A 19,123-nucleotide genomic window follows, 5' to 3' on the forward strand; every position below is an offset into this window, starting at 1 on the left:
TTAAAAATAGTAAAAAAAACAGAAAAGTTATTAACTTTTCTGCTTTAAAAAAATTATTTTTTATAACGTTTAACGTTAAGATAAATAATAATTTTTATAAGTTATTGTTTACATGTTTTTCATTAAATTTTCTTCTAAGTTAGATATTATATAATCTAATTTATTTTTATTGTTGCTAACCTTTGCTTCGTGAACAGAAAAAGCATGGATTAGGTTCTTTAATGAAATAGTTATTTGGAATACAACAATGTCCTTTATAGTTGGAAGTTTGCTTTCAAGTCTATTTAAAATAGTTGGATCATTGTTTTCATCCATTTCAGCTTTTATTATAGCAACTATTAAATCTTCTAATTCTTTAGATTCTTTAGAGCATAAAGTAAATCCTTTAGTTATTTCTACTTCTTTAGCATCTAACTCATTATTTATTATTCTCATCATTTGAGCTTTTACTATTGTTACTATTTTTACATTTAATTTATTGTTGTTATATTTATCTAAATTGATTACTAAGTTTTTAACTTCTTCTGAGTCTTTAGTTGTGGAATGACCAAAATCATATAGATTAAATTTAGTTATTATATTTTCTAAAATTTTAGTTGTGTATCCAATAGAATATTCTTCTTTAAATTTTCTTTGATTTTCTATTAATTTATTATCCATTTTTAGTCTCCTTTTTCCTATGTATTTATTTTATAAAATAAATATATTATCTTATATATTATTATTATAACTTACAATTGCCATTTAGTAATCAATAAATAGATAAAAAATTAAAAAATATTTAATTTTATAATCTTGAATTCAAAAAATCACCAAAAATTAATTAATATAGATTAGCTACTTTTTTATAATTAATTATATTTTTAAATCGTTTGAGAATTAGAGGTAAGTTGATTATCTTTTTGATGTTGTGTATAATCATTATTAATGATAAAAAAAGTTAAATGTGTATATTAAATTGTAAAACTGTTAATATATATATTTAACTTTTTTTAGATTTTAGAAGTAATAAATTTTTATATAGTTAAAATAAATTAACTGTTCATATGGAGGATAAATGAAAAATAAAAGTAGTATAAAAGTTATACCATTAGGTGGGCTTGGAGAAATTGGAAAAAATATTACAGCAATAGAATTTGAAGATGAAATAATAATCATAGACTGTGGAATGACATTTCCAGATTCAGAAATGTATGGGGTGGATGTTGTTATTCCGGATATAACATATTTGATAAATAACAAGGAAAAAGTAAAAGGATTTTTTATAACTCATGGACATGAAGACCATATAGGTGGTTTACCTTATGTTTTGCAAAAAATAAACGTACCTGTATATGCTACAAAGCTTACTATTGCTCTTATAAAGAGTAAACTTGAAGAACATAAAATTTTAGATATATGCAATTTAAATGTTGTAAAGTATGATGATGTAATAGAATTAGAGAAATTAAAGGTTGAATTTATTAAAACAAATCATAGTATTGCAGATAGTGCGTCTATTGCTATTTATTCGCCAGCTGGAATTATAGTTCATACAGGAGATTTTAAAGTTGATTTAACTCCTATTGATAAAGATGTTATAAATTTAGCTAAATATGCACAACTTGGAAGACGAGGAGTTTTACTTCTTATGGCAGATAGTACAAATGCATTAAATAAAGGCTATACAATGTCAGAGAGTATCGTTGGTGAAACATTAAATAATTTGTTTTCAAAAGCAAGTGGTAGAATTATAGTTGCAACATTTGCGTCTAATATTCATAGATTACAACAAATTATAAATTCTTCAGTTAAATATGGAAGGAAAGTAGCTTTTAGTGGCAGAAGTATGGAAAAGATATCAGAGGTTGCTAAAGAACTTGGTTATTTAAATATTCCAGATGGACTTTTAATAAGTTTAGAGGATATAGGTTTATATAAAAGCAATCAAATAACTATAGTTACGACAGGAAGCCAAGGTGAACCAATGTCTGCATTAACTAGGATAGCTAATTCAAATCATAGACATATAACAATTGAAAAAGGAGACACTATTATAATTTCAGCAACCCCAATACCAGGAAATGAAAGGTCTGTATCAAAAGTTGTAGATGAACTTATAGAAAAAGGAGCTAATGTTATATATAAATCCATAGAAGATATTCATGTTTCTGGTCATGCGTGTCAAGAAGAATTAAAGCTTATACATTCTTTGTTAAAACCTAGGTATTTTGTTCCCGTTCATGGAGAAGATAAGCATTTAATAATGCATAGTAAAATCGCTGAAGAAATTGGAGTTAAGAAGGAAAATATATTTATTTTAGAAAATGGAAATGTTTTAACTTTAACAAGAAGATATTCAAGAGTTACAGAGAAGGTTCCATCAGGAAATGTTTTAATAGATGGTCTTGGTATTGGTGATGTTGGTAATATAGTAATAAAGGATAGAAAGCATTTGTCGCAAGATGGAATTGTTAATATAATTATTGTCATGGACAAAGAAAGCAAGCAAATTATATCAGGACCAGATGTTGTTACTAGAGGATTTGTTTATATTAGAGAATCTGGATGTATCTTAAATGATATAAAGAGAGTATCAGCTAAGACTATGGAAAAATGTATAAATCATAAAATATATCAATGGTCTCAAATAAAAAGTGAAATAAGAAATGAGGTTAATTCTTTAATATATAATAAAACAAAAAGAAATCCTATGATTATACCAATTATAATTGAAAGTTAAAAAGAAATCTATTAATAGATTTCTTTTTTTATTAGAAGTGAATTTTGATTAATGAAAAATTAAATGTAAAAGCTATAAATATGAAAAAAAGAACTTTAGTTAAATAAAAAATATAGAACAATGTATTGTACTTAAAACCATAAAGGTTAATTATTCTATTTAAGATGTGAGAAATGTTATTAGTTTAAAAAAGTTCAAATTTAAAATAGTTTTTAAAGATAATTAGAGATAATTAAAGATAATATAAAAGAATTGAACATAATCATTATTGAATGAGAAATACAAATAAGCAATAGTATAAAATATGTAGTATTATTAATTAAATGGTAACTAATGAAAATAAACCATGTTATTCGAAAGTCAAGTTTAAGGGGTAAATATTAAATTTATTTACGATTAATAATTGAAATGGGGAATTGCATGAACAAAAACAAAATAATAGGTAATACACTTATATTTATAATTATAATGATTTATCTTGGTATTTTTAGAAGTGTATTTGGTGGAGCTAATAGCTTAGTTGGAATAACAGTAATAACAGCAGTTTTAATGTTAACTCAAAGAGATTTAACCGCAGAACCTATAAAAAATTTTCTTACATTGTTACTTGTAAATGTAATGACAGGGGTCTTTTCGTATATCGCAGTTAATAATCTTTGGATAGGCATACCTTTAAATTTAATAGCGTTATTTGTTATAGCATATACTTTTAGTTCCAATATAAAAGGTTTAGTAGTTATACCTTTTGGGCTTCAATATCTTTTTATGATTTCTGAACCGGTATACGGGATAGATTTTGAAAAAAGAATGATAGCTTTAGTCTTTGGTGCTTTTTTTGTTATGGCTATACAATTTGTAGTGAATAAGAAAAAGCTAGAAAAAACTTTTAATCCATCTATTATAAATATAATAGATTCTTTAATAGAAACAATAAGTTTACCAGAATATCTTTTAGAACCATCTCCTTATGTAATGGGTAGATTAATTGATACTTTAAGAGATGATGAAGATACAGGAAATGTTCTTTTTAAAAATGTAGATAACTTAAAGAAAATAATTTATGACAAAAGAAAAAAGGGGTTTTATTTAAACAGAGGAACAAAAGAAGTTGTAGATATAGTTTGGATTTTAGAGAGAATATCATTAAATTTGCATAAAGACTGTATTTATAAAAATCAGGAATTTAATAAATATCTTAAAAGTTATTTATCAGAAATTAAATTTAGTATAGAAAATAAAAAATATAGTATAAATTATAAAGAATTTTATGGAAATTTAGATGAAGATATGCTAGAGGTAAAAAAGACTATTGATGATTTAGTTATAAATATAAACCAACTAATGAAAATAGAAAATATGAAAAAACATGATTTTCATATTAAAGCACCTAAACATTTTAGTAAATTAGAAATAGCTAAAAAGGATTTTAAGATAGATTCATTAAGGGTGTCATATGCTTTAAGATTAGCTATTTTAGGTGCATTTACTCTCTTTTTAACTAAATTCTTCAATCTTGCTGAAGGAAGATGGATGGTATATACTATTTTTGCATTGATTCAACCATATAAAGAGGTTACAATAAGGAAGTCTAAAGATAGGATACAAGGAACAATTATAGGTGTTTTATTAGTTATAGTAGTATTTATGATATTTAAAAATACACAAGTTAGAATGCTTAGTATTCTTTTCATGGGCTATTTAAATCCATATGCACAAAGATACAGAAATATGGTAATATGCATTACATTTTCTGCAGTAGCATCTCTAGCGATTACAGAAAATATTACTGTAATACTTGGAGGAGAAAGATTATTTTTTGTTGCAATTGGCGTAATTATAGCGTTGATAGGAAGTAAATATATAATTCCTTATAACATAGAAAATACAAATCAATATATAATAAAAAATTACAATAAATTAAGATTTCAATTGAAGAAAGATATTAATACTAGTCAAGTAGAGGATGGAATAAAATTATTATATGTATTACCTGCATTTTTTGAGGAAAAATTAGTGTCTTTAAACACTGGCGAAAAATTAAAGGAATTAAAAGAGTTTACCAAAAATCAAAGACTTATTATAAATAATTTATATGAAAAATATTATAATAAAATAAAAACAGTAGGATAAAATAAAGCAAGTAATTTACTTGCTTTATTTTTTTAACAAAATTAAAATTATATTTTAAATTTTTTTAAAATAAAAATACTATTGTTACAAATGCTAGACATATAGTAAATATTTTAGTAATATAAAAAATAAGCTTAATTTTAATTAAATTTACGTTAGGAGAAAATATGGATCAACAACAAATTTTAGCTTTAATAATTTTTGGCATAACAATAATTGCTATAATATTAGATGTTTTTGATACAACTGTTTTAGCTTTGTTAGGTGCCGCTGCTATGATATTTTTTAAAGTAATTCCTATTGATAATGTTATGGGATATGTGAGCTTTAATACTTTAGAAGTTTTAGTTGGAATGATGCTTATAGTTGCAGTTCTTAAAGAAACTGGGATATTTGAATTTATGGCTACTTTTACGGCTAAAGCGTGTAGAGGTAATACATTTAAAATACTTATTTGTTTAGGGATTATAACTGCAGTATTTTCAGCTATTTTAGATAATGTAACAACAGTTTTACTTATGGGACCGGTAACTTTTTATGTAACTAAAAAATTAAAGGTAAATCCTATACCTTTTATTATGATAGAAATATTCTCGTCTAATATAGGAGGGACAGCAACATTGATTGGAGATCCACCTAATATTATGATAGGAAGTGCATCAGGTCTAGATTTTTTAAGTTTCATACAAAATCAACTACCAATTGTAATTATTATACTTATAGTGACAATGTTGCTTATATATTTAAATTACAAAAAAAAGCTTAATGTAAAAGAAGAAGATGTACAAGAAATTATGAAATTAAACCCTAAAGAGTTTATTACAGATAAACCACTTTTAATAAAGGGACTAATAATTCTAATTATAGTTATTTTAGGTTTTATATTCGAAAAACAATTAGGAATAGAATCAGGAATTATAGCAATTATTGGAGCCTGTATTTTGCTTATAGTATCAAAAAAGAAAATGAGCAAGGTTATAAATGATGTGGAATGGACAACTATACTATTTTTCTTTGGGCTTTTTATTTTAGTTGGAGGATTAGAGGAAACTGGAATAATAAAAATGTTAGCTAATTTTGTATTAACTTATGGGCATGGAAATATTATTTTAATAATGTTAATGCTTTTATGGATATCAGCAATTGTATCAGCATTTTTAGATAATATACCTTTTGTAGCAACTATAATTCCATTAATAATAACTTTAGGTGATAGTGGAATTAATACTATTCCACTTTGGTGGGCAGTATCATTAGGTGCATGTCTTGGAGGAAATGGAAGTATTATAGGAGCTTCGGCTAATGTAATATTATCTAAAATTTCGGAGAAAAATGGTTATAAGATATCGTTTTTGCAATATTTAAAGATTGGATTTCCTCTAATGATTATATCTATAGTTTTAAGTACAGCATATCTTATGCTTAAATATTAATTTAATTTTAAATTAAAGAGCTATATTTTAATATTAGTTTTGTATAAGACAAAATTATTTTAAAATATAGCTCTTTTTAATTATAAGAAATATTTAATTTAGAAAATTTAACTTTAATATATAATTAATGTATATATGAATGATTAATTATATAAATTGATGACTTAATTGGAAAGGAGACAATGATATGATTATAAAAACAAAGTGTGGAGAAATAGAGGGTGTTTTTGAGGAGAAACAATATGTGTTTAAGGGAATTCCATATGCAGAAAGCCCAGTTGGAAGTTTAAGATTTAAAAAGCCACAGCCTAAAAAACCATGGAATGGAGTTTTAAGGTGTAAAAGTTTTGGAACAATATGTGTACAAAATGTAGAGGATAATATGAAAAATTTAGTATCAGAAGATTCTCTAACGTTAAATATATGGACTAAATCTATAAAAGAACCTAATAAAGCTGTGGTTTTATGGGTTCATGGCGGAGGATTTACTAGAGGATCTGGCAGTCAATATAGTGGTGTAAATTTTGCAGATGATGGTATAGTATTTGTTTCTTTAAATTATAGGCTTGGAGTATTTGGTTTTTTAGACTTAGAGGGGGTATTAGGAGATGAGTATAAAAGTTCTGGAAATAATGGAATATTAGATATTATAGAAGCTTTAAAATGGATAAAAGAAAATATAGAATTTTTTGGTGGAGACAAAAATAATGTAACAGTTATGGGAGAGTCAGCAGGAGCTAAATGTATAGGAGCTCTTTTAATTAGTCCATTAGCAAAAGGTTTATTTAATAAAGCTATTTTAGAAAGTGGTGCTTTGCAAGCTATTAGAGATAAGACGACTTCAAAAGAAATTACTAAAAGATTTTTAAATAGCCTAAATATAAGTAAAGGCAACATACATAACTTATTGACTTTAGATTATAATCAAATTCTAAACGCTCAAAATAAAATATCTGATTCTGATATAGGGATGTTACAAGTGTTTGGGCCTGTTATAGATGGAGAATGTATTTTATATAGTGGTTTAGAATCAATTAACAAGGAGGTTGGTTCATTAGTTCCTTGCATTATAGGAACTAATCTTAAAGAAAGTAATTTACATTTAGCAAAGAGTTAAGAGATAGAGATGAAAATTGCATAAAAGAGTTATTTGGTGAAAATTATAAAAATATTTTAACGTCATATAATAAAATTAAGAATGAACATGATGATGCTTGGCAAACTGTATTAACAGATTATTTATACAAGATACATAGTTATAGATTAGCTAGTAAGTTAGCTTCTTTAGGAAAAGATGTTTATTTGTATAGATTTGATTGGAGTGGAAATATAGGACCTTGTCATGCACAAGAATTGCCATTTGTTTTTAAAGGAATTAAAGGTGAACCAATTGCTTTATTTAATTTAAAAGAAGAGGATATGCCACTTTCGGATACTATAAATGGATATTGGAAAAACTTTATAAAAATTAGTAATCCAAATAAGGATGGATTCCCTATCTGGGAAAAATTCAATGATTATAATAAATTAATAATCTTTAATAATAAAATAACTAATAAAATTTTAGAAAAAAATTGGGATGATAAGCTATGCGAAAATCAAGTTTTTAGTCTTTAAAATTAACAATATATCCTAGAAAACACCTACATAAAGATATTTATATATATTTAAAAGCAACTATATATAGTTTATAATATTAATATAAATTAGTTTAAGGAGGTTTTTTTGATGGAAAAATTAAATATATTAGGCACTGGCTTTGCAATGGTAACTAAATGCTATAATACATGTTTTACAATATCAGATGAGCAAGAATATTTTTTAGTTGATGCAGGTGGTGGAAATACCATACTAACTAATTTGGAGAAATCTAATATACCAATAAGTAAAATACATAATATGTTTATATCCCATACACATAATGATCATATTTTAGGTAGTGTTTGGATTATAAGGGCAGTAGCTCAAGGAATATTAAATAATAAATATGAAGGAAATTTTAATATTTATGGTCATAAAGATGTAATAGAAGCTATAAAAACAATTAGTTTTTTAACTCTTCAAAGTAAATTTACAAAAATGTTTGAAGAGAGAATATTATTTCATCAAGTTACAGATGGATATAAAACGAATGTATTAGATAGAGAAATGGTGTTTTTTGATATACACAGCACAAAGCTTCTTCAATATGGATTTAAAATGAATCTTTTAAATAAAAAGACATTAACTTTTTTAGGGGATGAACCTTGCAAAGAAGAGATTAAAAAATATTGTTATAAGGTTGATTATTTATTTCATGAAGCGTTTTGTCTTTATGAGGATAGAGAAATATTTAAGCCTTATGAAAAACATCATGCTACTGCAAAAGATGCCTGTAAAAATGCTAAAGAACTAGATGTTAAAAATGTAATATTATATCATACTGAAGATAAATCTTTAGAAACAAGAAAAGAGACCTATATTAAAGAGGGACAAGAAGTTTTTAATGGAAATATATATGTTCCTGATGATTTAGACATTATAAGCTTATAGTATGGTAAAAGCAGATCTTTTAAGCAATTATTAGATTTGCTTTTTTATTTGTTTAAGTATAATATATTAAATTGTTGAAGAATAAACATTAATATATGGATTGATAGGAGAAATAGATTATGCAACTTTGGTTAATTTACGCGCTTTTAGGAGCTTTTACAGCAAGCATGACTACCATATTTACAAAGATAGGTGTTAGCAATTTAAGTCCTAGTTTAGCGGCTACTATAAAAGGAATAATAATGGCTATATTTTTAATAGGAGTATCTTTTATGCGTCAAGATTTTACTGTTGGAAATGCCAGTATTTTTGATTATAAAAAAGATTTATTATTCTTAGTCCTTACAGGGATTTGTGGAGCCTTATCATGGGTATTTATGAATATGGCATTAAAATATGGAAATGTTACGCAAGTAGCTCCAATTGATAAAATGTCGGTTGTTATGTCAGTTGTTATAGCAATGCTTTTATTTAAAGAAACTTTATCTATAAAAGGAATTTTAGGAGTTATTTTGATAGCACTAGGTGGAATACTTGTTGCTTTAAATTAAAAAAACATCTCATCAATTTTTGATGAGATGTTTTTTCTATATGAGATTATAACTTTTTAATATATACAAAATAGAATCTTCTTTGGGTAAAAATATTGTATTGTTATTGAATGTTATAGATATGAAATCTTTAAATATATTAATATTATTTTTTTTAAAATCTTTTGATAGATTAAATGTCATTTTAATACAAGAATTTTGAATTTGAAGGTATTTAGACGTATCATTTAAAATTATGTTATATCCATCTTTAAAAAAATCGTTAACCAATAAATTTTGTGATAATATTTGCATATAGTTTAAGCGCTTGAAAAAATTTTTTATAATTATATAGATTAAAATTATAGAAACTATTAGAGAAATCTTAAATAAAGAATTACTTTTATTACATAAAAAAATCAATGTAGGTGTAAGTGATATGGAATTAACTATGAAAAATAAAAAAAAGATAAGTAGGGAAAAATTAATGATAATAATTTTATTTTTTCGATTGTTTATTTTTTGTAGAAATTTATTATTATAATTGCAAATAGATTGTTTTTTTACATCGAATTTATAGAGCATTTTAAATCTCCTTTATTAAAATTTGTTTTTTAAAATTTTCTTGTAATTTTATCCCTAGAGTTCTTTTAATAACTGTATCATTGCATTTTATAACACAAAGCAATTTTTTGTTGTTAGTAAAAATTATATATTCGTCATATAAGAAAATAGTATCAATATTACTAAAATTAATTAATAATTCTAATTTATTATTTACTATTTTTATATCTTTATTTGATAAATAAAATTTATTTTCACCGATAAATAAATTTAATCTTTCAATTTCATGTGATATTAAATAAGAATTATTTATTTTATTTAAATATATAAAAATAAAAAAACATAAAATAAAAATAATAAATGCTTTAAAAAATAATTCTATAAAAAGAGCTGAATTAAAAACTGTATTATTAAAGTATAAAATCTGATGAATTTCTATAAAAAATAAGTAAATTTTAAAAAGCAATAATAAGAAAAAAAGTAGTGATATATATAATGAAGTTTTTATAATTAAAGCTTTATTTAGTTTATTATTAAGCGAACTTTTATAATAACTACTTTTTAATATATATTTTTTCAATTTTTTTATATCATTAAAATCTAAGAAGAAATCTAAGCAATTATTATAGTCAAACATTTGTCAATTAACCGTCATAAATTAGCATTAAAAAATATTTTATAAATAAAATTAAAAAACGGTTTCCTCCATTTATTAAGTCTTATAAAGTAATTTTATCTAATATAAGCATTAATTTCAAGAATAATATAAAAATTAAAATATAAATTATAAAATGCTAAAAAATAAAGATACTGTATAATTAAACACAATATCCTTATTTTTAATTATAAATTTTTTAATTGTACTAGTGCACAATCCTCTAAATACAAAATGTTATTTTCAATACAATATTGTTCAAGTTCTAAACTTCTCGCTCCAGGTTGAGCTAGAAGGTATTTTATATTTTCATTTTTGTATTGTTTTAAAATATCCAATCCTTTTGTTACATTTACACAAAAATCTATGGCTGTAATTTTCTTTGGAATATTTGAAAGGTTTTTAAATTCACAATCTTTATCATATGGATTTATAGAAATTATATTATAACCTAACCTTTTAAACTCATTATATATTTTATTTGCATATTTTTCTGGATTAGATGTATCACCAATAATAACCCAATTTTTTTCTTGTCTTAACACATCTGTAATATTCATAAACTATCTCCTATTCTTATATTCTTTTTCATTTAAAGTATATATTTTGTATGTTTATTAAAAATAACATTTATCTGAATATTTTATTGTTAAATATAAAATTTAATAAAATATTAAAAAATTACTATAAAGAAATTAATTTTAAAATGTTATAATATTTATATTAGATTATAGTATTATAAATAAAAAGTGAAAATATACATAATAAGCTTAAAGATATATAAATTTAAAAAAAGTGATAATGGGGATGAGATAAAATATGGAAGATATACAGAGGATAAAAGAAAAAATAAATATAATAAAGAAGGATATTACTTTTATTATAGATAACGATTTTCAGTATTATTTTTTTATTGGTCAACTTGCTTATTTTATAGAATACGAATCTAAAGTTGATATAGAAGCCTGTTTAGAATCTGTTGAGAAATATGAAGATAAAAATAGTAATAAAATTTTAAAGGAATACATGATAAATAGATTTTCTATATATTTTTATGAATTTAATAAAAATTATGATATTTTCAGAAAAATTTTTTCTGCTATATTAATATATGAACCTAAAGTATTAATAAAAGAAATGCTTGATTGGTTTTATTTAGGGGTATATTATCAAAATATAATTTTGGATTCTGAGAGCGTAGAAGATATTGAATTAAAAAGAAAATTAAATATAAATAAAATAAAGTATTTAAAAGTTATAGATAAATTAAAAGAAATAGATAAAATTAATATATAAATTAAAATGTTAGATGAAAACTGTCTTTAGGCTATTAAAGATAGTTTTTTTATTTGTAGATATATATAAGGCATTTTATATATTAAAAATTTTAATAAGAGATGATAAAATATAATATATAATATAAAATGAAGGATATAATAAAAGCATATAAAATGAAGCATTTTAGGTATCATTATATTATTTAAAAATAAATTAAGTATTTAGGAGGAAGTGCTGTACATAAAGTTTCACAGCAAATATTTATGAAAAGATATAAAGGTGAAATAATTTTATTATTAACTTCTATAATGTGGGGAGGAGGATTTATAGCGACTGAATTTTCTTTAGGTTCCATGACACCACTTCAAGTTATGACGATTAGATTTTTAATAGCTACTATTATTTTATGTTCGGTATTTTTTAATCAATTAAAAGAAATAAGTAAATCTACATTAAAAAAAGGAACTTTAGCTGGATTTTTTTTGTTTGTAGGATTTGTATTTCAAACTGTAGGACTTAAGTATACAACTGTTTCAAATAATGCGTTTTTATCGGCTATTGCAGTTATATTTGTACCAATTATAGGGATATTTTTAGGAAGAAAAATTGATAGGTACGGAATAATTGGAACAATTCTTACTGTTATTGGTATTGCGTTTTTAACAGTAAATGGTAGTTTAGCTTCGATAAATATTGGAGATGTATTAACTATTTTAGGTGCTATGTTTTATGCTATTCAAATACTTTTAGTAGATATGTTTGCAAAGGAAGAAGATGTTACAGTTTTTACAATAGTACAGATTACTATGTGTTTTTTATTTTCTCTAATAACAATGCTTATACGAGGAGATTTATCTTTTAATATAACATTTAATAGTGGGGGTGGGGTTATTTATTTAGCTGTATTTAGTACTGCTATAGGACTTTTTCTTCAGGTTTTAGGACAAAAGAGTACTACTGAAACGAGAGCTGCTATTATAATGTCAACAGAATCTGTTTTTGGAACTATATTTGCTATAATATTGCTAAATCAAGCTTTAACAATTAAGGTTATAATAGGATGTATAATTATTTTTATAGCAATTATTATTTCGGAAGTAAAGCCATTTGCAAAGAAACAAAAAAACAAAAGAGGATAATGTATCCTCTTTTATTTTATTCCTTTATGTTTTTTATTTGTATTGACGCAATAAATAGACCAAAATAGAAATGCAAGTAAAAATGATGAAAATAAAAGTATACAATGTGTTTTCAAGGATATTCACATCCGTAAATAAAGTATAATTTATATTATGATAAAATGATAAAAAAGGACATTAAATTTTTTATGAGGATAGCTTATATTAAAAATAAGGTTTATAATTAATTATTATGAAACAATGTGTTATTTAGAATGAAACTATTTATTTTATGAATAATAAATTAAAAATTACGGAAAAATGGAAGGGATTTTTATGAAAACAAGATTATTATTAATAAGACATGGAGAAACTAATTGGAATAAAATGGGGAGATTTCAAGGAACAATAGATATAGAGTTAACAGAAGAGGGGAAAAACCAAGCTATTCTTTTAAGTAAAAGACTTAAAAATAAATTTGATTACATATATACAAGCCCTTTAAAAAGGGCAAGAGAAACCGCAGAAATTTTAACTGACTCTTCTAATAAGGATTTAAACATAGTGGAAAATATGAAAGAGATTAATTTTGGAAGTTGGGAAGGGCTTATCATAAAAGAGATACGTGAAAAATATAATGATGAATTTAATAAGTGGAAGATAGATGCACAAGAAGGAAAGATAGTTGGGGGAGAATTTAGTTTAAAGAATGCTTCAATTAGAGGTACTAAGTGCATATTAGATATAGTTAACAAACATAGAGGACAAACTATAGCTGTTGTTGCTCATGGAGGAATAATAAAAGCTAGTTTAATTGGGCTATTTGATTGGGATATGACAATGTACCATAAAACTGTTTTAGGTAATACATCTATTACTGAAATAATTTTTACAGATGATTTAAAACCAGTTTTAATGAAATTAAATGATACAACTCATCTAAAATCTTTAAAAAATGATATAAAATATGTTTAATTTTAAAAGATACTCCTTTTTAGGAATAAAAATATTTCATAATTAAAGTAAATGTGGACAAAATATTTTTATGCATATAAAGGTATTTTACTAAAAGTAAATAGCTTAATGTGTAAAATTTTTAAAAGGAGTAATAGGAATGAAGGATAAAAAAAATAAAAAAACGTCAACAAATAATCAATGGTCAAGTTGTAAAGCAAGTGCATCTTCACAATGTAAGAAAAATCATGATGAAAAATAATAATATTTGAGAAAGTGATTAGTATTATGAAAGTAGTAAAGGGTAAAAAAATTCAAGATAATAATAATTTGACTAAGAAAAATGCTCAATCTAAGCAAAACCCAAATGAAAAGAAATAACAAATAATTAAAAATCTCTACGATAAGTTTATATCGTAGAGATTTTTAATTATTTGTTGTATTTTTCTCTTCTTCTTTTATGACGAATTTTTCCGATATCTTTTCCAAGAAAAAATGAACCTATTAAAACTATAATAAATCCAATGATTATAAAGATTATTTCATATGTACTATCAGTTAAAGTTAAAGCTAAAAATATAATTCCTATTACAATTAGTAATAAACCTTTAAAGATGGGCTTTTTAAACAATGTAATATTCCTCCTTTATAAAAAGTGTATATTTAATTTTAACATAAAATACTATCTTATAAAAATAACATGTCAATCTGTAAGTATTTAAAATATATATTACATAAAAAATAGCTTAATAAAACACGAACTATACGATGAAAAATATATGATTTAATTTGACTTTTTATATATAAAATGTTATTATATATATAAAATACGAATTATTTTTTAAAATTATCAAAAATAATTCGTAAATAATTTTATAGATGTTTTCTGGAGGAAGTTTATGGTTAACGTATTTTATGTTGAAAAAAAAGAAGGCTTTAACGTAGAAGCTAAGAATTTATTGATAGATTTTAAAGAAAATTTATCAATAACATCTTTAGAAAATGTTAGAGTAATAAATAAGTATATAGTTGTTTCGGATAAAGAATTAGATGTTTTAGGTATGTCTAATATACTTCATGAAGAAACAGTAGATTATATAAATAATGATTTTAACTTAGCAGAAGATGAAATAGCTTTTGGAGTAGAGTTTTTACCAGGTCAATATGATCAAAGGGCAGAATCGGCTAGAGAATGTTATTCTATTTTAAATGATAATCATGTAAATGTTAGATGTGCAAAAATAATAATCTTAAGGGGGAAACTTTCTGTTCAAAATGTAATGGCTATTAAGAAGTATTACATAAATCCAGTAGATTCTAGAGAAGTTAATCCAAAAAGTTTAGATGTTAACCTAAATTTTAGTTCACCAGATAAAGTTGATATAATAAATAATTTTATAAATATGTCAGAAGAAGATTTAAAGAATTTTCATAAATCTTTTAAACTTGCAATGACGGTAGAAGATCTTTTAGTAATTAAAGATTATTTTAAAAATGAAGAGAGAAATCCAAGTGTCACTGAAATAAAGGTAATTGACACTTATTGGTCAGATCATTGTAGACATACGACGTTTGAAACAAATATTACAAAAATTGATATAGAAGATGGAATTTTCAACAATTCATTAAAAGAAACATTTAAACTTTACGAAGGTTCTAGAGAGTTTGTTTATGAAGGACAAGATAGAGCAATCACTTTAATGGATATTGCAGTAATTTCTATGAAAGAGATGAGAAAAAGAGGAGCATTAGACGATTTAGATTTATCTGATGAAATAAATGCCTGTTCTATAAATGTAAAAATAGATACTGATGATGGATTTAAAGATTATCTTTTAATGTTTAAAAATGAAACTCATAATCACCCAACTGAAATAGAACCTTTTGGTGGAGCTGCAACTTGCTTAGGTGGAGCAATAAGAGATCCGTTATCTGGTAGGACATATGTATATCAAGCCATGAGAGTTACAGGAAGTGCTGATCCTACAATTTCAATTGAGGATACTTTAAAGGGAAAACTTCCACAAAGAAAAATAACTTTAGGGGCAGCTCATGGTTATAGTTCTTATGGAAATCAAATAGGTCTTGCAACTGGAGAGGTTAGAGAAATCTATCATTCAGGATATGTTGCAAAAAGAATGGAAATTGGAGCAGTTTTAGGTGCTGCACCTAAGGAAAATGTAGTTAGAGAAGTTCCGTGTGTTGGAGATGTAATAATCTTACTTGGTGGAAAAACAGGTAGAGATGGTTGTGGTGGTGCAACAGGTTCATCAAAAGAACATACAGAAGAATCAATAGAAAATTGCGGAGCAGAGGTTCAAAAAGGAAATCCACCAACAGAAAGAAAAATTCAAAGGTTGTTTAGAAATAAAGAAGTTTCAACTCTTATAAAAAGGTGTAATGATTTTGGAGCAGGTGGAGTATCTGTTGCAATTGGAGAACTTTGCGACTCCTTAGATATAAATTTAGATTTGGTTCCTAAAAAATATGAAGGCTTAGATGGAACAGAACTTGCAATATCAGAATCCCAAGAAAGAATGGCAGTTGTTGTTAAAGAAGAAGATGCTAAACATTTTATTGAATTAGCAAATGCTGAAAATTTAGAAGCTACAATAGTTGCAAAAGTAACTGATACAGGATATATGAGAATGTACTGGCAAGGAAATAAAATAGTAGATTTAAAGAGAACATTTTTAAATACTAATGGTGCTAAACAATATTCAAAGGTTTTAGTAAAAGCACCAAAAGAAAATGAGAATTTTTTTGAAAATCATAGAAAAAACATGATTAAAAAATCATTGAAAGAAAGTTTTGAAAGTGCTTTAAGAAATTTAAATATAACTAGTCAAAAAGGGTTAGTTGAGAGCTTTGATTCAACCATAGGAAGTAATACAGTTCTTATGCCTTTTGGTGGTAAATACCAGTTAACACCAGCTGAAGGTATGGCTTGTAAAATACCAGTATTAAATGGTGTATCAAAAACTGCAAGTTTAATGACAAATGGCTTTAATCCATATTTAGCTTCTTGGAGTCCATATCATGGTGCATACTATAGCGTAATAGAATCAGTTACTAAAATAGTTGCTATGGGTGGAAAGATAGATGATATTAGATTAACTCTTCAAGAGTATTTTGAAAAATTATATAAAAATCCAGAAAGATGGGGTAAGCCGTTTAGTGCATTGCTTGGGGCATATAGAGCGCAAAAGGATTTAAATATTCCAGCAATTGGTGGAAAAGATTCAATGTCTGGAAGTTTTGGAGAATTAGATGTACCACCAAGTTTAGTATCTTTTGCAGTGACAACAACTAAGGCTTCTAATGTAATTTCACCAGAATTTAAAAATGTAAATTCTAAAATAGTTCTTGTTAAAGCAAGAAGAAATAATGAGGAAATTATTGATATAAAAGAATTTAAAAACAATATGAAAGTTGTATCAAAACTTATAGAGGAAGGACAAGTTATAAGTGCTTTTGCAGTAAGATTTGGTGGAGTATTTGAAGCTATAAGTAAAATGGCTTTTGGAAATATGATAGGTGCTAAGATATATAACCTAACTAAAGAAGAGTTATTTGATGCTAGTTATGGATCTTTGGTTTTAGAAGTTAAGGAAAATATAGATTTAGAAGATGCATTTGAAAAAGCAAATTATTTAGAGATAGGTATAACAAAAGATACAAAATCTTTAGAAATCATGAATGAAGTCTTTGAACTTGAAAGTCTTTTACTTTCATTTAAAGATGGCTTATCTAAAGTGTTTAAAGAAAAAACTAAAGATTTAAATGAAAGTGTAGAAACTAAATTATTTAACTGTGAGTCTAAGATTTCGCCAAAAATAAAGATTACAAAACCTAAAGTTATAATACCAACATTCCCTGGAACTAATTGTGAATATGATAGTGCAAGGGCGTTTAATGATGCTGGTGCTAAAACTAAAATAGAAGTTTTTAGAAATTTAAATAATGCAATGTTAAATGAATCTATAATAAATCTTGAGAAAGAAATAAGAAGTAGTCAAATAATAATGATTCCAGGTGGATTCTCAGCTGGAGATGAACCAGATGGATCTGGTAAATTTATAGCTACAGTATTTAGAAATGAAAGAATTAAGGATGCTGTAATGGATCTTTTAAATAATAGGGATGGATTAATACTTGGAATTTGCAATGGCTTCCAAGCACTTATAAAACTGGGGCTTGTTCCTTTTGGTGAAATTAGAGATATAACAGAGGATATGCCAACTTTAACTTATAACAATATAGGAAGACACATGAGTTCTATAGTTAGAACTAAAATAACATCAAATCTTTCTCCATGGTTTAGTGAAGTAAATGTTGGGGATATACAAAATGTTGCAATTTCTCATGGAGAAGGTAGATTTGTAGCTTCTCAAGAAGTTATAAAATCACTGTTTAAGAATGGACAAATAGCTACTCAGTATGTTGATTTTGAAGGAAATGCATCAATGAATATGCCATATAATCCAAATGGTTCAATGATGGCAATAGAAGGTATAACAAGCTTAGATGGAAGAGTTTTAGGTAAAATGGGTCACTCAGAAAGAATTGGTGAAAATCTTTATAAAAACATTCCAGGAAATTTTGATCAAAAAATATTTGAGTCTGGTGTTAAATACTTTAAATAAATTTTAACGTTTATATTAGTTTATAAGAAAGAGGGTTAAAAATGAAAGTTGCTATATTTTTTGGAAGTAAATCAGATACTGAAATAATGAAAGGAGCAGCTAGTGCTTTAAAAGAATTTGATATAGATTTTAAAGCTTACGTTTTATCAGCACACAGGGTTCCTGAAAGGCTTTCAGAAGTTTTAAAAGAAGTTTGTGAAAATGGATGTGAAGTAATAATAGCGGGAGCAGGTCTTGCAGCACACCTACCAGGAGTAATCGCATCGCAAGTAACAATACCAGTTATTGGTATTCCGTGTAATGGAGCAATAGGAGGAATAGATGCACTATATTCAATAGTTCAAATGCCAAAATCAGTTCCAGTTGCAACTGTTGGAATAAATAATAGCTATAATGCTGGTATGCTTGCTGTGGAAATTCTTTCTATAAAGTATCCAGAAATTAAAGAAAAGCTTATAAAATACAGAGAAGATATGAAGAAAAAATTTATACAAGAAAATGATGAATTTATTTTTAATTAATAAAGAAGAATGAGAATTAAAGGTATATAATAAGGAGTGT

General features: G+C 25.0%; 16 protein-coding genes. 12 read left to right on the forward strand and 4 right to left on the reverse strand.

What is annotated here, in order from left to right; all coding sequences use genetic code 11:
* Nucleotides 1–108 precede the first annotated feature (108 nt).
* On the reverse strand, nucleotides 109–660 hold the full coding sequence (locus DR020_RS10465) for a hypothetical protein (RefSeq protein WP_055257655.1): 552 nt from the start codon (nucleotides 658–660) through the stop codon (nucleotides 109–111).
* A 397-nt stretch (nucleotides 661–1,057) separates the two neighbouring features.
* On the opposite strand from DR020_RS10465, the gene DR020_RS10470 reads away from it, so the two are divergent.
* From DR020_RS10470 to DR020_RS10500, 7 genes are all read left to right on the forward strand, one after another.
* Complete coding sequence (locus DR020_RS10470) at nucleotides 1,058–2,722, forward strand: ribonuclease J (RefSeq protein ID WP_055257654.1); 1,665 nt, start codon at nucleotides 1,058–1,060, stop codon at nucleotides 2,720–2,722.
* A 420-nt stretch (nucleotides 2,723–3,142) separates the two neighbouring features.
* A complete protein-coding gene (locus DR020_RS10475) occupies nucleotides 3,143–4,852 on the forward strand; it encodes an FUSC family protein (protein WP_160110470.1) in 1,710 nt (569 codons plus the stop codon).
* Between the two features lie 167 nt (nucleotides 4,853–5,019).
* Nucleotides 5,020–6,285, forward strand: a complete 1,266-nt coding sequence (locus DR020_RS10480; protein ID WP_112365913.1) for an ArsB/NhaD family transporter — start codon at nucleotides 5,020–5,022, stop codon at nucleotides 6,283–6,285.
* A gap of 187 nt (nucleotides 6,286–6,472) precedes the next feature.
* Nucleotides 6,473–7,402 carry a carboxylesterase/lipase family protein gene (locus DR020_RS10485; RefSeq protein WP_112365914.1) on the forward strand — a complete coding sequence of 310 codons (930 nt, stop codon included), beginning with the start codon at nucleotides 6,473–6,475 and terminating at the stop codon, nucleotides 7,400–7,402.
* A gap of 20 nt (nucleotides 7,403–7,422) precedes the next feature.
* Nucleotides 7,423–7,902 carry a carboxylesterase family protein gene (locus tag DR020_RS12635; protein ID WP_112365915.1) on the forward strand — a complete coding sequence of 160 codons (480 nt, stop codon included), beginning with the start codon at nucleotides 7,423–7,425 and terminating at the stop codon, nucleotides 7,900–7,902.
* Nucleotides 7,903–8,013: 111 nt separating this feature from the next.
* Nucleotides 8,014–8,817: an MBL fold metallo-hydrolase gene (locus DR020_RS10495; RefSeq protein WP_112365916.1), complete on the forward strand. Its 804-nt coding sequence runs from the start codon at nucleotides 8,014–8,016 to the stop codon at nucleotides 8,815–8,817.
* 119 nt (nucleotides 8,818–8,936) lie between these two features.
* Complete coding sequence (locus DR020_RS10500; protein WP_055257638.1) at nucleotides 8,937–9,368, forward strand: EamA family transporter; 432 nt, start codon at nucleotides 8,937–8,939, stop codon at nucleotides 9,366–9,368.
* Between the two features lie 36 nt (nucleotides 9,369–9,404).
* Here the strand turns inward: DR020_RS10500 and DR020_RS12265 are convergent, their stop codons facing one another.
* Together DR020_RS12265 and DR020_RS10515 are read right to left on the reverse strand one after the other, a co-directional pair.
* On the reverse strand, nucleotides 9,405–9,662 hold the full coding sequence (locus DR020_RS12265; RefSeq protein ID WP_160110471.1) for a hypothetical protein: 258 nt from the start codon (nucleotides 9,660–9,662) through the stop codon (nucleotides 9,405–9,407).
* A 1,092-nt stretch (nucleotides 9,663–10,754) separates the two neighbouring features.
* Nucleotides 10,755–11,126, reverse strand: coding sequence for a CoA-binding protein (locus DR020_RS10515; protein WP_112365918.1), 372 nt, complete (start codon nucleotides 11,124–11,126; stop codon nucleotides 10,755–10,757).
* 259 nt (nucleotides 11,127–11,385) lie between these two features.
* Between DR020_RS10515 and DR020_RS10520 the strand changes: the two genes are divergently transcribed.
* From DR020_RS10520 to DR020_RS10530, 3 genes are all read left to right on the forward strand, one after another.
* Nucleotides 11,386–11,862, forward strand: a complete 477-nt coding sequence (locus tag DR020_RS10520) for a hypothetical protein (RefSeq protein WP_058991607.1) — start codon at nucleotides 11,386–11,388, stop codon at nucleotides 11,860–11,862.
* Between the two features lie 245 nt (nucleotides 11,863–12,107).
* Entirely contained in the window at nucleotides 12,108–12,983 is an 876-nt protein-coding gene (locus DR020_RS10525; RefSeq protein WP_112365919.1) for a DMT family transporter, read from the forward strand.
* Between the two features lie 315 nt (nucleotides 12,984–13,298).
* Complete coding sequence (locus tag DR020_RS10530; RefSeq protein WP_112365920.1) at nucleotides 13,299–13,937, forward strand: histidine phosphatase family protein; 639 nt, start codon at nucleotides 13,299–13,301, stop codon at nucleotides 13,935–13,937.
* Nucleotides 13,938–14,346: 409 nt separating this feature from the next.
* Here the strand turns inward: DR020_RS10530 and DR020_RS10535 are convergent, their stop codons facing one another.
* Nucleotides 14,347–14,547, reverse strand: coding sequence for a hypothetical protein (locus tag DR020_RS10535; RefSeq protein ID WP_112365921.1), 201 nt, complete (start codon nucleotides 14,545–14,547; stop codon nucleotides 14,347–14,349).
* A 268-nt stretch (nucleotides 14,548–14,815) separates the two neighbouring features.
* Between DR020_RS10535 and DR020_RS10540 the strand changes: the two genes are divergently transcribed.
* Both DR020_RS10540 and purE read left to right on the forward strand, forming a co-directional pair.
* Nucleotides 14,816–18,562, forward strand: coding sequence for a phosphoribosylformylglycinamidine synthase (locus DR020_RS10540; protein ID WP_112365922.1), 3,747 nt, complete (start codon nucleotides 14,816–14,818; stop codon nucleotides 18,560–18,562).
* A 41-nt stretch (nucleotides 18,563–18,603) separates the two neighbouring features.
* Nucleotides 18,604–19,083 (forward strand): 5-(carboxyamino)imidazole ribonucleotide mutase, encoded by a 480-nt coding sequence (gene purE / locus DR020_RS10545; protein ID WP_112365923.1) that lies wholly within the window; start codon nucleotides 18,604–18,606, stop codon nucleotides 19,081–19,083.
* Nucleotides 19,084–19,123: the final 40 nt, after the last annotated feature.

Source organism: Sarcina ventriculi (assembly GCF_900456775.1).
GTDB classification, from domain to species: domain Bacteria; phylum Bacillota; class Clostridia; order Clostridiales; family Clostridiaceae; genus Sarcina; species Sarcina ventriculi.